11 protein-coding genes are annotated in these 13,522 nt (G+C 63.2%); 10 read left to right on the forward strand and 1 reads right to left on the reverse strand.

Annotated elements, in window-relative coordinates; all coding sequences use genetic code 11:
* Positions 1–155 precede the first annotated feature (155 nt).
* The 9 genes from dnaA to KZZ07_RS02860 all read left to right on the forward strand — a co-directional run bounded on the left by dnaA (position 156) and on the right by KZZ07_RS02860 (position 10,644).
* Positions 156–1,529 (forward strand): chromosomal replication initiator protein DnaA, encoded by a 1,374-nt coding sequence (gene dnaA, locus KZZ07_RS02820; protein WP_219512111.1) that lies wholly within the window; start codon positions 156–158, stop codon positions 1,527–1,529.
* 154 nt (positions 1,530–1,683) lie between these two features.
* The gene (dnaN, locus tag KZZ07_RS02825; RefSeq protein ID WP_219512112.1) at positions 1,684–2,802 is read left to right on the forward strand and encodes a DNA polymerase III subunit beta; all 1,119 of its coding nucleotides are present in this window, start codon (positions 1,684–1,686) and stop codon (positions 2,800–2,802) included.
* 37 nt (positions 2,803–2,839) lie between these two features.
* On the forward strand, positions 2,840–3,943 hold the full coding sequence (gene recF, locus KZZ07_RS02830; protein WP_219512113.1) for a DNA replication/repair protein RecF: 1,104 nt from the start codon (positions 2,840–2,842) through the stop codon (positions 3,941–3,943).
* The gene (locus KZZ07_RS02835; protein ID WP_219512114.1) at positions 3,936–4,457 is read left to right on the forward strand and encodes a GNAT family N-acetyltransferase; all 522 of its coding nucleotides are present in this window, start codon (positions 3,936–3,938) and stop codon (positions 4,455–4,457) included. The genes recF and KZZ07_RS02835 overlap by 8 nt, the downstream gene beginning before the upstream one ends.
* Before the next feature lie 45 nt (positions 4,458–4,502).
* Positions 4,503–5,312 (forward strand): nucleotidyltransferase domain-containing protein, encoded by an 810-nt coding sequence (locus KZZ07_RS02840; RefSeq protein ID WP_219512115.1) that lies wholly within the window; start codon positions 4,503–4,505, stop codon positions 5,310–5,312.
* 84 nt (positions 5,313–5,396) lie between these two features.
* Complete coding sequence (gene gyrB, locus KZZ07_RS02845) at positions 5,397–7,814, forward strand: DNA topoisomerase (ATP-hydrolyzing) subunit B (protein ID WP_219512116.1); 2,418 nt, start codon at positions 5,397–5,399, stop codon at positions 7,812–7,814.
* A 243-nt stretch (positions 7,815–8,057) separates the two neighbouring features.
* Entirely contained in the window at positions 8,058–9,071 is a 1,014-nt protein-coding gene (locus KZZ07_RS02850; RefSeq protein ID WP_219512118.1) for an ABC transporter substrate-binding protein, read from the forward strand.
* A gap of 26 nt (positions 9,072–9,097) precedes the next feature.
* Complete coding sequence (locus KZZ07_RS02855) at positions 9,098–9,874, forward strand: ABC transporter ATP-binding protein (protein WP_255564115.1); 777 nt, start codon at positions 9,098–9,100, stop codon at positions 9,872–9,874.
* On the forward strand, positions 9,874–10,644 hold the full coding sequence (locus KZZ07_RS02860; RefSeq protein WP_219512120.1) for an ABC transporter permease: 771 nt from the start codon (positions 9,874–9,876) through the stop codon (positions 10,642–10,644). Before KZZ07_RS02855 ends, KZZ07_RS02860 begins: the two co-directional genes overlap by 1 nt.
* A gap of 6 nt (positions 10,645–10,650) precedes the next feature.
* Here the strand turns inward: KZZ07_RS02860 and KZZ07_RS02865 are convergent, their stop codons facing one another.
* Positions 10,651–11,094: a rhodanese-like domain-containing protein gene (locus tag KZZ07_RS02865; RefSeq protein ID WP_219512121.1), complete on the reverse strand. Its 444-nt coding sequence runs from the start codon at positions 11,092–11,094 to the stop codon at positions 10,651–10,653.
* 224 nt (positions 11,095–11,318) lie between these two features.
* Between KZZ07_RS02865 and KZZ07_RS02870 the strand changes: the two genes are divergently transcribed.
* Positions 11,319–13,520, forward strand: a complete 2,202-nt coding sequence (locus KZZ07_RS02870; protein ID WP_219512122.1) for an NADP-dependent isocitrate dehydrogenase — start codon at positions 11,319–11,321, stop codon at positions 13,518–13,520.
* Positions 13,521–13,522: the final 2 nt, after the last annotated feature.

The raw sequence follows: 13,522 nt of genomic DNA on the forward strand, positions 1-13,522 counted from the left end.
GAACGGGATTGCCGGGGCGTTTTGCGACCAAAACCAGGGGTCACTCCCTCACCTTTGCGTCTGCGCAAGGGACGGTTTCTCTGTTTCTCCTGCAAGCGAGCCCGCCGCCGACAGGTGTTCGGTGTGGGGATCGAGGAACGAGGACAAAACGGCAGATGACCGAAGAGCAATGGGGGGTCTTGCAGGACCAGATCTGCAAGGCTATCGGGCAAAATAACCATAAGACATGGATCGTACCGCTGCGTTTCGCGGGATCGACCCCGGAAGGAACGGTAACGCTGCAGGCGCCAACCAATTTCTTCAGCACCTATGTCACGCAAAACTACGGCGACCAGCTGTTGGAGCACATCATGTCGGTGTCGCCCCGGATGCGTCGCCTGGATATCAAGGTGGCCTCGGCGATGACCGAGACCGAAACGCGCGCCGTCCAGAAAGCGCCTGCCAGCGCAGAGCCGGCCGCCGCGCCCCAGCCTGCCGCCCGTGGCCATCTGCCCGGTGCACCGCTGGATGCGCGCTTTACCTTTGACACCTTTGTTGTCGGCAAGCCGAACGAACTGGCCCATGCCGCCGCCAAACGCGTGTCCGAGGGTGGACCGGTCAGCTTCAACCCGCTGTTCCTGTATGGTGGCGTCGGCCTTGGTAAGACGCACCTGATGCACGCGATTGCGCATGAGCTGACCCAGCGCAATCCGCACCTGGCCGTTCTCTATCTTTCGGCGGAACAGTTCATGTACCGCTTTGTCCAGGCCCTGCGCGAGCGCAAGATGATGGACTTCAAGGAGATGTTCCGCTCGGTCGACGTGCTGATGGTCGATGACGTGCAGTTCATCGCCGGCAAGGACAGCACGCAGGAAGAGTTCTTTCACACCTTCAACGCGCTGGTGGACCAGAACAAGCAGATCATCATCTCGGCCGACCGCGCCCCGGATGAGATCAAGGACCTGGAGAACCGCATTCGCTCGCGGCTGCAGTCCGGCCTTGTCGTGGATCTGCACCCCACGGACTACGAACTGCGCCTCGGCATCCTGCAGTCCAAGGTCGAAGGCTATCGCAACATGCATCCCGGCCTGGTGATCGACGACGGCGTGCTGGAATTCCTCGCCCACCGGATCAGCACCAACGTCCGTGTCCTCGAAGGGGCCCTGACCCGCCTGTTCGCCTTTGCCAGCCTCGTGGGCAAACCGATCAACATGGACCTGGTGCAGGACAGCCTGGCCGACGTCTTGCGCGCCTCGGAGCGCAAGATTTCCATCGACGAGATCCAGCGCAAGGTGGCCGAGCACTACAACATCCGTCTGTCGGATATGATCGGCCCCAAGCGGGTGCGCAATTTTGCCCGTCCGCGTCAGGTGGCCATGTACCTGTGCAAGCAGCTGACCTCGCGGTCGCTGCCGGAGATCGGCCGCCGGTTCGGCGGTCGTGACCACACCACGGTCATGCATGGCGTCAAGCGGATCGAAGAGTTGCGCCTTCAGGATGGGCAGATCGACGAGGACGTCGAAATGTTGCGCCGGGCGCTCGAAGCCTGACAGGCTGTGGAAAAAATGCGGCGCGCCGGAACTGGTGCGCCCGCAACGCCTTGACGCCTAGGCAAAAGAGCAAGACAAATCGTGAAAACCGACTTGGAGTGCGGGTCAGCGCGGGCTAGGCTGCGCTCCCGGGCGTTGCGGAGAGGGTAGGGCGATGAAATTCAGCATGGAACGGGCGGCGCTCTTGCGCGCGGTCGCGCAAGCGCAATCAGTCGTGGAGCGGCGCAACACGATCCCGATCCTGGCCAACGTGCTGATCGAGGCCGAGGGAGAGAGTGTCACCTTCCGCGCCACCGATCTGGACATCGAAGTGCTGGACCGCGCGCTTGCGCAGGTCGAAAAGGCCGGCGGTACCACGGTTTCGGCCGTCACCCTGCACGAGATCGTCCGCAAATTGCCGGACGGTGCCCTTGTTACTCTGGCCGCCGATCCCGGGTCGGGCCGGGTGTCGGTCTCTGCAGGCCGGTCGCATTTCTCGCTTGCGACCCTGCCCAAAGAAGACTTCCCGGTCATGGCGACCTCGGAATACGACTGTAACTTCTCGGCCAAGGCCGAGGTGCTGCGGCGTCTCTTCGACAAGTCCAAATTCGCCATTTCGACCGAGGAGACCCGCTATTACCTGAACGGTGTTTACATGCATGTCGCGGACACCGCCGATGGCAAATCGCTGCGTTGTGTCGCCACGGATGGCCACCGTCTGGCCCGGATCGACGCGCCGCTGCCCTCCGGTGCCGAAGAGATGCCCGGCGTCATCGTCCCGCGCAAGACGGTTGGTGAGATGCGCAAGCTGCTGGACCAGGACGACATGGACATCGCGGTGTCTGTCTCGGAAACCAAGGTCCGTTTCGCCACGCCCGACATCACGCTGACGTCGAAGGTCATCGACGGCACGTTCCCGGATTACACCCGTGTCATTCCCAGCGGCAACACCCGCAAGCTTGAGGTCGACGCAAGTGAGTTCGCCAAGGCCGTGGACCGCGTGGCCACGGTGTCCTCGGAACGCTCGCGCGCGGTCAAGTTGCAACTGGACGAAGACCGGCTGATCCTGTCGGTCAATGCGCCCGACAGCGGCGCCGCCGAGGAAGAGCTGGCCGTGGCCTATGGCGACGAGCGGCTGGAAATCGGATTCAACGCCAAGTACCTGCTGGAAATCGCCAGCCAGGTGGATCGCGAAAACGCCGTCTTCCTGTTCAACTCCTCCGGCGACCCCACCCTGATGCGCGAAGGCGGCGACGAAAGCGCGGTCTACGTCGTCATGCCGATGCGGGTCTGATCAGGGACGATTTTTCGCTGAAAAATCGTCTCGTCTCATGCCGCTCGCCCTCACCCAGCTGACCCTGTCGCATTTCCGCTCGCACCGTATGGCGCGGGTGGAAGCAGATCCGCGTCCGGTGGCGATTTTCGGTCCGAACGGCGCGGGCAAGACCAACCTGATCGAGGCGGTTTCGCTGTTTTCTCCAGGTCGCGGCATGCGCCGGGCCTCGGCCGCGGAAATGGCGCGTCGGCCTGAAAGCCTGGGGTGGAAGATCACCGGCCAGATGACCGGCCCCGAAGGTGAGCACGAGATCGCCTTTACCTCGGAAAACGGCGGTGCGCGGCAGGTCACGATCAACGACAAATCCGCCAGCCAGATTGCACTGGGCCGGATTGCCCGCACCGTCTGGCTGATCCCGGCCATGGACCGGCTGTGGATCGAGGGGGCCGAAGGGCGGCGTCGCTTTCTTGACCGCCTGACACTGTCTTTTTTCCCCGACCATGCCCAGGCCGCGCTGGACTATGAAAAGGCCATGCGCGAACGCAACCGCCTGCTCAAGGAAGAGGTGCGCGATTCGCATTGGTACATGGCGCTTGAATCGCAGATGGCCCGCGCGGGGGCCTTGTTGACGGTTAACCGGCAAGAGACCCTTGCCCGGCTGCAGGCCGCGCAGGCCGAGGCGGAAACCGCCTTTCCCGCCGCCGATCTGGAGTTGGTGCAGTCAGAGGGCAGCTTACCGCAGACAGAGGCCGACCTGCGGGATGCCCTGGCTGAAAGCCGGTTCCGCGACATGTCTGCGGGGCGTGCGCTGGTCGGGCCGCATCGCAGCGATCTTTACGGGGTCTTTGCGGCCAAGGGGGTGCCGGCGTCGGACTGTTCGACGGGTGAGCAGAAGGCCTTGCTGATCTCGTTGATCCTCTCCAACGCACGCGCCTTGGCGCAGGACTTTGGTTCTGCGCCAATCCTTCTGCTGGATGAGGTCGCGGCCCACCTGGACGCGGGCCGCCGGGCTGCCCTGTATGACGAGATTTGCGGATTGGGCGCGCAGGCCTGGATGACGGGCACGGGGCCTGAACTCTTTGCCGAACTGGGCGACCGCGCGCAGCATTTCGAGGTGACGGAAGAGAATGGCGAAAGCCGGGTCCGGCGTCATGATTGAGGTGATCCCGGAATACGCGCTGACACGCGAGGACGAGGCGCAGGTGGCACAGCTGCTGCGCGCCTCTTTCCCCACGGATTTTGGCGGGCGCAGCTTTTACCAGCAACGTCCCCACCTGCGGATCGTCTGGCGCGCGCCCGAGATCCTTGGGCACATTGCCCTGTTCTACCGTGCCATTCGCGTGGACGGGCAGCTGACCGACGTGACCGGGCTGGGCGATATCGCAACGGCCCCGAAGGCGCGCGGGCAGGGCATCGCAACCGCCCTGCTGGATCGCGCGCTGACCATCGGTAGGGACAGCAACGCCGGTTTTGCGCTCCTCTTCGGGGAACGGACGCTGTATGACCGTGCGGGCTTTCGGCTTGCCGCGAACGTCTACACCCGCGTCGATATGACGGGCGCACACACCGGTGACGTAGATCGTGTGCAAAGCCGATTTCTGCGCGTTCTTTCGCTGAAAGCGGCGCCCTGGCCCGAAAAGGCAGAGCTTGACCTGCTGGGTCCGCTGTTCTGACCCCGGAAATCCTGTAGAACACCAGGGAAACCGTGCGGGAGACCCATGACCGATCCGGTCGATGATAAGATGAAGACCCTGATCCGGGCCAAGCTGGACGAGATCGCCGGCGAGGAAGGGGTGCAGATCCTGCTTGCCGTCGAAAGCGGGTCGCGGGCCTGGGGCTTTCATTCGCCCGACAGCGATTATGATGTCCGGTTCATCTATGCGCGTCCGATCGACTGGCACCTGAAGCTGGGCAAGAAACGCAACGTGATCGAACGGCCCATCGACGACGAGCTTGATATCTCAGGCTGGGAACTGTCCAAGGCGCTGACGCTGGCGCTGGGGTCCAACGCGGTCATCGCGGAATGGCTGCAGTCGCCGGTGGTCTATTCGGCCGACGATATGGCCGTGCGGGGCCTGTCTGACTTCGCATCCGATGCGCTGGACCGGAAGTCGGTCAGCTGGCATTACCTGTCGCTCTTGCGGCGGCAGGAGGCCCGATTGATCGGCCCGGACGGGCGGCCCCGGCTCAAACGGTTCTTCTACATCCTGCGCCCGACCCTGGCCCTGCGCTGGATGCGCGTGAACGACCTGGCCATGCCGCCGATGGATATGGCGCGACTGCGTTCGGGCTGTGACCTCGATCATGTGACCGAGGCCGCCATCGACCATCTGATCGCCGAGAAGATGGCCGCGCCCGAAAGCGCCACATCCCACGATCCGGACCCGATCCTGACCGATCTGATCGCCGCGGAAACCGGCTTGGCAGAGCGTTGGCTGGCCTCTGCGAGCGCTGCGGAAAAACGCCCGCTCTACGCCAGGGCGGACGCGCTGCACCGTGATCTGACGCTGTCACGATTCCCTCTCTGACGGATTACCAAATATTGTGTCCGTCGCGTGACAATCCCCCGCTAAACCTCTATAAATTGGGCCGAAACGACCAAGGATCCCCCAATGTCCGACCAGCCCGCGTCGCAGAACGAATACGGCGCCGATTCCATCAAGGTTCTCAAAGGCTTGGAGGCGGTGCGCAAGCGCCCCGGCATGTATATCGGTGACACCGATGACGGCTCGGGCCTGCATCACATGGTCTACGAGGTGGTGGACAACGGCATCGACGAGGCGCTGGCCAAACATGCCGACTATGTCCACGTGAAAATCCATGCCGACAACAGCGTGTCGGTGCGGGATAACGGGCGGGGGATTCCCGTCGACATCCACACCGAAGAGGGCGTCTCGGCGGCCGAGGTCATCATGACCCAGCTGCACGCCGGCGGGAAGTTCGACCAGAACTCCTACAAGGTGTCCGGCGGTCTGCACGGGGTCGGTGTGTCCGTCGTGAACGCCCTGTCCGTCTGGCTGGAATTGCGCATCTGGCGCAACGGCAAGGAGCATTACGCCAAGTTCGAGCATGGCGAGACCACCGAACACCTGCGCGTTGTCGGCGATGCCGAAGGCGAGACCGGGACAGAGGTGCGTTTCCTCGCCTCCACCGGTACGTTCTCGAACCTCGACTATCAATTCGAGATTCTGGAAAAGCGCCTGCGCGAACTGGCCTTCCTGAACTCTGGCGTGCGCATCATCCTGGAGGATGAGCGTCCCGCCGAACCGGTCAAGACCGAGCTGCACTACGAGGGCGGCGTGCGCGAGTTCGTCAAGTATCTCGACCGGTCCAAGCAGGCCGTCATGGAGGATCCCGTCTACATGGAAGGCGAAAAGGACGGCATCGGAGTCGAGGTCGCGATGTGGTGGAACGACAGCTACCACGAGACGGTTCTGCCCTTCACCAACAACATTCCGCAGCGGGATGGCGGCACCCACTTGGCCGGGTTCCGGGGGGCGCTGACCCGGACAATCCAGAAATACGCCCAGGAGTCGGGCATCGCGAAACGCGAAAAGGTGAACTTTACCGGCGACGATGCCCGCGAGGGGCTGACGGCGGTGTTGTCGGTCAAGGTGCCCGACCCCAAGTTCAGCTCGCAGACCAAGGACAAGCTGGTCAGCTCCGAGGTGCGCCCGGCGGTCGAAGGCCTGATGAACGAGAAGCTGTCCGAATGGTTCGAAGAGAACCCGCAGCAAGCCAGGGGCATCGTCGGCAAGATCATCGAGGCTGCGCTTGCGCGTGAGGCCGCCCGCAAGGCGCGCGAGCTGACCCGGCGCAAGACCGCGATGGATGTCAGTTTCAACGCGGCCAAACTGAAGGACTGTTCCGAAAAGGATGCCTCCAAGACCGAACTGTTCCTGGTCGAGGGTGACTCGGCCGGTGGCTCGGCCCAGACGGGACGCGACCGGCGCAATCAGGCCATCCTGCCGCTGCGCGGCAAGATCCTGAACGTGGAGCGCGCTCGGTTTGACCGGATGCTGGGCAGCCAGGAAATCGGTAACCTGGTGATGGCGCTGGGCACCGGCATCGGGCGGGATGAATTCGACATCTCAAAGCTGCGCTATCACAAGATCATCATCATGACCGACGCCGACGTGGACGGCGCGCACATCCGAACCCTGCTGCTGACCTTCTTCTATCGCCAGATGCCCGAGCTGATCGAAGGCGGCTATCTCTATATTGCGCAACCGCCGCTGTACAAGGTCGCGCGCGGCAAGTCCGAGGTCTATCTCAAGGACCAGACCGCGCTGGACGACTACCTGATCCAGCAAGGGATCGAGAACACCCATCTGAACCTCAGCTCGGGTGAGGTGATCGTGGGGCAGGACCTTGTCCGCGTGGTCGATGAAGCGCGGCAGCTGAAGCGCGTGCTGGATGCCTTCCCCACCCATTACCCGCGTCACATCCTGGAACAGGCGGCCATCGCGGGGGCCTTTGTCCCGGGGGCTGTGGACGCCGACCTGCAGGGGGTGGCCGACAAGGTTGCCGCCCGGCTTGACCTGATCGCGCTGGAATACGAACGCGGCTGGAACGGTCGGATCACGCAGGATAAGGGCATCCGCCTGGCGCGTATCCTGCGCGGTGTCGAAGAGGTCCGCACGCTGGACGGCCCCATGCTCCGCTCGGGCGAAGCCCGCAAGACCGGCAGCTTTACCGAGAGCCTGCAGCATATCTACGGGACACCCTCGACGCTGGAACGCAAGGACCGCCGCCAGTTGATCCAGGGGCCGCTCGACTTGCTCAAGGCCATCCTGGACGAGGGCGAAAAGGGCCTGTCCCTGCAACGCTACAAGGGCCTGGGTGAGATGAACCCCGATCAGCTGTGGGAAACCACGCTGGACCCGGATGCGCGGACTCTTTTGCAGGTGACGATCGACGACATGGCCGAGGCGGATGACCTGTTCACCAAGCTGATGGGTGACGTGGTGGAGCCGCGCCGCGAGTTCATTCAGCAAAATGCGCTGACCGTCGAAAACCTCGATTTCTGAGGAATAGCTGGCCCCGGACCTGGAAATCATCCTGGTCCGGGTCGTCTTTAGGCGCACAAACCGCCCACAATTGAACAACTTGTGCAAAATAGACCGGCCTGCGGGACGATGCGACTTTTGATTTGCGGTTTTGTAAAGCCTTGTGACAACAGGTTTTGCCTATAAAACAGCTAATTGTGGGGTATCCATGCATCTTTAACGTGGCCGGGATCACAACGCAGATCCGCACAGGAGAGCCACGACATGACCCGTTCACAGTTCAACCGCCGCACATTCCTGGGGGCATCCGCAGCCGGTATGGCCTATCTGTCGGCCGGAGGACCGGCGGCGGCTCAGGACCGGACCTTCCGGTTCATCACGCCCTTCAGCTTTTCCTTGTCCTTCGCCTCGGTGCTTTATGGCGATGCGGCCGGGTACTACGCCGACGAAGGGCTGGACATGCAGATCCAGGCCGGCAAGGGCGCGGCAATGGCCGCCCAGATGGTGCTGGCGGACCAGATGGACTCCGGCCGGACCGGCGGCACGAACTACATCCTGTCCCGGGTCAACAACGGCGCGCCGCTGATCTCGATTGCCACAATCGCGCAGCTTTCGCCCTTCTTCCTGATCTCTTCCTCCGAAAACCCGGTCAACGCCGTAACCGACCTTCCCGGCCGGATCGTGGGCATGGCTTCGCTCGGCGGGTCGATGGAAGGTACGCTGGATCTTCTCATGCTCAGCGGCGGCGCCTCGCCGGATACGGTGGACAAGGTCAAGGTGGCGGATACCGCAGCCTCTTTCGCGCTGATCGAGGCAGGCCGGGCCGGGGCCTTCATCGGCAACACCTCGTCGATGATCAAGGCCAAGGCCGCGCGCGACAACGTCGTGGCGATCCCGATGGACGACGGCATGCCGGGGCAGGTCTACGTGGGCCGTCCGGACGACGTCGAGGCGAATGTCGACAAATACGCGGCCTTCCTGAAAGCGACGCATCGCGCCGCGCTGGAAATCGCCCAGTCGGACGACCTGGAACCGATCCTCAAGGCCATCGGCGACGCGCATAGCGTCCGGGGGCTGGACGATGTCGAGGTTGCCAAGCTCGACCTGGCCACAAACGCCCAGAATTGGGTCGCCAAAGGCGAGGAAAACCTGCTGCGCAACATTCCCGAGGTCTGGGAAAACGCCGTGAATCTGCTGAGTTCCGCGGGCATGATCGAAGGCAATCCCGATCCCAAGTCGCTTTACACGAACGCGGCGCTCGACAAGGCTATCGGGTGATGCCCTTCGACGCGAGACAGGACAGGATGGAAATCAATGTTTCCGGTCTGACCAAGGTGTTCGGTGACGGCCCCAGCGCCGTCACCGCCATCAAGAATGCGGACCTGACAATGGAACGGGGTGAGTTCGTCTCGCTCCTTGGGCCGTCCGGTTGCGGCAAGACCACGCTCTTGCGCATCGTCGCGGGGCTTGAATCGCCGACCGAAGGCACCGTCGAAATTCGCGGCAATGCGGTCTGGAACGGCACCCGCCGGTCCGCTGCGGCCACGCGACCCGTGTCGATGATGTTCCAGGAGGCGCGCCTTTTTCCCTGGTTCACGGTCGTCGAGAACGTGGCCCTGCCCCTGCGCGTCGCGGGTGTCGGCCGCAAGGAACGGACCGAACGCGCCACCGAAATCTGCGAGACCGTCGGGCTGAGGGAGTTCCTTCATCATCGGCCCAATGCCCTGTCCGGGGGAATGCGCCAGCGCGCCTCGTTGGCGCGCGCCCTGGTGACCGAGCCGCAGCTTTTGTTGCTGGACGAACCCTTTGGCGCCTTGGATGCCATGACGCGTGATGCGCTCAATATCGAGCTGATGGACGTTTGCGCCCGCGCCAACGTCACCACGATCCTCGTCACCCACTCGATCGCCGAAGCGGCCTTCCTGTCGGATCGTGTGGTTGTCCTGGCCCCGCGCCCGGCACGGATCACCGCGATGATCGACATGCCGTTCGACCGCCCCCGCGGGCTGGACCTGCAACAATCGATGGCCTTTCAGAAGATGGTCGGTGAATTGCGCCACAAGCTGAGCGAGGGCGAATGATGCCGGAACGTACACTCAAGATCGCGCTGCCCGCGATTTCCGTCTGCCTCTTCCTGATCGGCTGGTCACTCTATGTCCGCACGGCAGAGGTGTCGGCCTTTGTCCTGCCCCCGCCAGAGGCCATCCTCGTGGCGCTGATTGAGATGGTGCAGACGCGCGAGCTTTGGGACCATGCGCTGGTGACGATCACAGAGGCCGTTTCAGGGTTCCTGATCGCCGTCGCCCTGGGCATCAGCCTGGGGTTCATCATGGCGCGGATCCCGCCGGTCGAATGGGCGGCCAAACCGTTTATCGTTCTGCTTCAGCTGATCCCCAAGATTGCGCTGGCGCCCCTGTTCATCCTGTGGTTCGGCTTCGGGCTGGAATCCAAGATCGTCATCGCGGCGGCCCTGGCCTTTTTCCCGGTGTTTTCCAACGCGCTACAGGCGTTCAAGTCCGTCGAGCCGGGGGACAAGGACGTCTTCACGATCCTGCAGGCAAACCCCGTGCAACGGTTCTACCTGCTGGACGTGCCGTCCGCTCTGCCGGTGATCCTGACCGGGACAGAGGTGGCCGTGGTTTTGGCCATGATCGGCGCCATCGTGGGCGAATTCATCGGCGGGAACGAGGGGCTGGGCTATCTCGCGGTGGCGCACCTGCAGAACCTCGCGGTGCCAGAGCTTTTCGCGGTGATCGTCGTACTGGCGATGGTCGGCCTGCTGCTCTACACCCTGATCGGTCGTTTGCGGCAAAGCTTTTCGGCCTGGCACGTCTCGTCCGAGACGGCCTGAGCCGTATCAGCAGACGGGGCAGCCCATCTTCCGCGTGGGCGCCACAACCTTTGCCTGGCCTTCGCGGGCCAGGCGGATCATTCCACCGGCAACGTCGATGACTTCTCGATCAAGGTGATCTGCCAAGGCTCTTGCTGCGCGGCTGGACCTGTTCCCGGACCGGCACACGATCAGGATTTCATCCGCCTTTTCAAGATCCTTGCCCAGGGCCGCCACCAGTCCTTCGGCGGACCGCCAGGAATGCAGGCGCGCCCCGGGCAGGACCCCGGTGTCCTTCCACTCGTCCGGTTCGCGGATATCCACCACCAAACGCCCTTCGCGCGGTGCAAGGTCCGCCGCAGAACGGGATTCGGACAGGGCCTTGCTGTCGCCGCTGCTGCGGGCCCACAGACCAAAGGCTAGTGTGGAAAACAGAATGGCCAGTCCGGCGATGGTTGTGCGTCGGGTCATGTCGATCTCAAACATATATCAGTTTCAATATATGATATGGGCGAAAACCTGCAAAGTCCAAGGCTGAACAGCGCTTTCGCCCTGACCTTTGGTCAGACAGATGGCCGCAGGCAAGTCCTTTCCCGGCTATGCGACACTGTATACGGCTGCATACTGTAGACGCGACCCTCTGCTTGGCCTATGGAGGGGCCAAACCGTCACCTCTGCTGAGAAAGGCCGGACACATGTCTGATTCCACTCCCGACATCATCTACACCAAGGTTGACGAAGCACCCGAGCTGGCCTCGGCCTCTCTGCTTCCGATCATCCAGAAATTCGCCGCCGCCGCAGGCGTGTCGGTCGGCACCAAGGACATCAGCCTGGCGGGCCGCATCATCGCCACCTTCCCCGAGGTCCTGACCGAAGACCAGCGGCAGTCCGACGACCTTGCCGCGCTGGGCGAACTGGTGAAACAGCCCGAAGCGAACGTCATCAAGCTGCCGAATATTTCGGCCTCCGAGCCGCAGCTTGTCGCCGCCGTCAAGGAACTCCAGTCGCAGGGCTATGCGCTGCCCGACTACCCTTATTCCCCTTCCACCGATGAGGAAAAGGCCGTCCGCGCCAAGTACGACACCATCAAGGGCTCCGCCGTGAACCCGGTGCTGCGCGAAGGCAACTCTGACCGCCGCGCCGCCGCCGCCGTCAAGAAATTCGCCCAGAACAACCCGCACCGTATGGGCGAGTGGACTGCTGACAGCAAGACGCGCGTCGCCTCGATGCCCGGCAGCGATTTCTTTGCCAACGAGCTCTCGGCGACCCTCCCCAAGGCCGCAACCGCAAAGATCGTGCTGGAAACCGCCGATGGCGAAACCGTCCTGAAAGAGGGCGTGTCCTACCCCGAGGGCACCGTCGTGGACGCTACCTACATGTCCGCCGCCGTGCTGGACCAGTTCCTGGCCGAGGAAATCGAGAAGGTGAAGGCCGACGGCACGCTGTTCTCGCTGCACATGAAGGCCACCATGATGAAGGTCTCTGACCCGATCATCTTTGGCCACGCAGTCAAGGCCTGGCTGGCGCCGGTCTTTGACAAGTACGGTGACGAGATGAAGGCGCTGGGCGTGAACCCGAACGCCGGCATGGGCGACCTGCTGAACCGTGTGAAGGACAACGCAGAGATCATGGCCGCCATCGAGGCCGTGCGCGCCGAACGTCCGCCGATGTACATGGTCGACAGCGACAAGGGCATCACCAACCTGCACGTTCCGTCGGATGTCATCATCGACGCCTCGATGCCCGCGCTGATCCGTGCCGGTGGCAAGGGTTGGGGCCCGGATGGCAATGAATCGGACACCACCTGCGTGATTCCCGACAACTGCTATGCGCCGGTCTATGACGAGGCGATCGAGTTCTTCAAAGCCAATGGCAAGCTGAACCCGGCCACCGCTGGCACCGTGCAGAACATTGGCCTGATGGCGCAAAAGGCCGAGGAATATGGCAGCCACCCGACCACCTTCGAGATCCCGGCGGACGGCACCGTCAAGATGATCCTCGACGACGGCACCGTTTTGCATGCGCAGGACGTCCAGGCGGGGGACATCTGGCGGTCCGCCTCGGCCCGCAAGGCCCCGATCGAGGACTGGGTGAATCTGGCCATCGAACGTCAGAAGGCGACAGGCTATCGCTCGATCTTCTGGCTCGACGAAAACCGCGCCCACGACGCGCAGCTGATCGCCTTCGTCAAGCCGATCCTCGAGGCCCGCGGCGTGGCCGACAAGTTCGAGATCATGGCCCCGCGCGAGGCAACCCGTGCCAGCCTTGAGACGATCACCAAGGGTGAGAACACGATTGCCATCACCGGCAACGTGCTGCGTGACTACCTGACGGACCTCTTCCCGATCCTCGAACTGGCGACCAGCGCCAAGATGCTGTCCATCGTCAAGCTGATGAACGGCGGCGGTCTGTTCGAAACCGGCGCGGGCGGCTCTGCCCCCAAGCACGTCCAGCAGCTGCAGGCGGACAACCACCTGCGCTGGGACAGCCTGGGCGAGTTCTGTGCCCTGGGCGAAAGCTTCAAGTTCCTGGCCGACGCGCGCGATAACGCCAAGGCACGGGTGCTGGGTGAGGCGGTGGAAACCGCGACGCAGGGGATCCTCGACAACGGTCGCAGCCCCAGCCGCAAGGTGGGTGAGCCCGACAACCGCGACAGCCACTACTGGTTCGCGCGCTACTGGGCAGAGGCCTTGGCCGCACAAGGCGAAGACGCCGAGCTGGCCGCGCATTTCGCACCCATTGCCAAGGCCTTGGCCGATGGCGAAGCAGCGATCACCGGGGAACTTGCCGTCGCGCAGGGAAGCCCTGCGGATCTGGGCGGCTACTACCACGGTGATCCGGCCAAGACCGCATCCGTGATGCGCCCCTCCGCGACGCTGAACGCGATCATCGGGTAAGG

The organism is Mameliella sp. CS4 (assembly GCF_019392335.1).
GTDB lineage: Bacteria > Pseudomonadota > Alphaproteobacteria > Rhodobacterales > Rhodobacteraceae > Antarctobacter.

What these genes read in the sequence shown, in the direction of transcription:
- dnaA (WP_219512111.1), top strand. Translation starts at nt 156, where the DNA reads ATGACCGAAGAGCAATGGGGGGTCTTGCAGGACCAGATCTGCAAGGCT.
- dnaN (WP_219512112.1), top strand. Translation starts at nt 1,684, where the DNA reads ATGAAATTCAGCATGGAACGGGCGGCGCTCTTGCGCGCGGTCGCGCAA.
- recF (WP_219512113.1), top strand. Translation starts at nt 2,840, where the DNA reads ATGCCGCTCGCCCTCACCCAGCTGACCCTGTCGCATTTCCGCTCGCAC.
- KZZ07_RS02835 (WP_219512114.1), top strand. Translation starts at nt 3,936, where the DNA reads ATGATTGAGGTGATCCCGGAATACGCGCTGACACGCGAGGACGAGGCG.
- KZZ07_RS02840 (WP_219512115.1), top strand. Translation starts at nt 4,503, where the DNA reads ATGACCGATCCGGTCGATGATAAGATGAAGACCCTGATCCGGGCCAAG.
- gyrB (WP_219512116.1), top strand. Translation starts at nt 5,397, where the DNA reads ATGTCCGACCAGCCCGCGTCGCAGAACGAATACGGCGCCGATTCCATC.
- KZZ07_RS02850 (WP_219512118.1), top strand. Translation starts at nt 8,058, where the DNA reads ATGACCCGTTCACAGTTCAACCGCCGCACATTCCTGGGGGCATCCGCA.
- KZZ07_RS02855 (WP_255564115.1), top strand. Translation starts at nt 9,098, where the DNA reads ATGGAAATCAATGTTTCCGGTCTGACCAAGGTGTTCGGTGACGGCCCC.
- KZZ07_RS02860 (WP_219512120.1), top strand. Translation starts at nt 9,874, where the DNA reads ATGCCGGAACGTACACTCAAGATCGCGCTGCCCGCGATTTCCGTCTGC.
- KZZ07_RS02865 (WP_219512121.1), bottom strand. Translation starts at nt 11,094, where the DNA reads ATGACCCGACGCACAACCATCGCCGGACTGGCCATTCTGTTTTCCACA.
- KZZ07_RS02870 (WP_219512122.1), top strand. Translation starts at nt 11,319, where the DNA reads ATGTCTGATTCCACTCCCGACATCATCTACACCAAGGTTGACGAAGCA.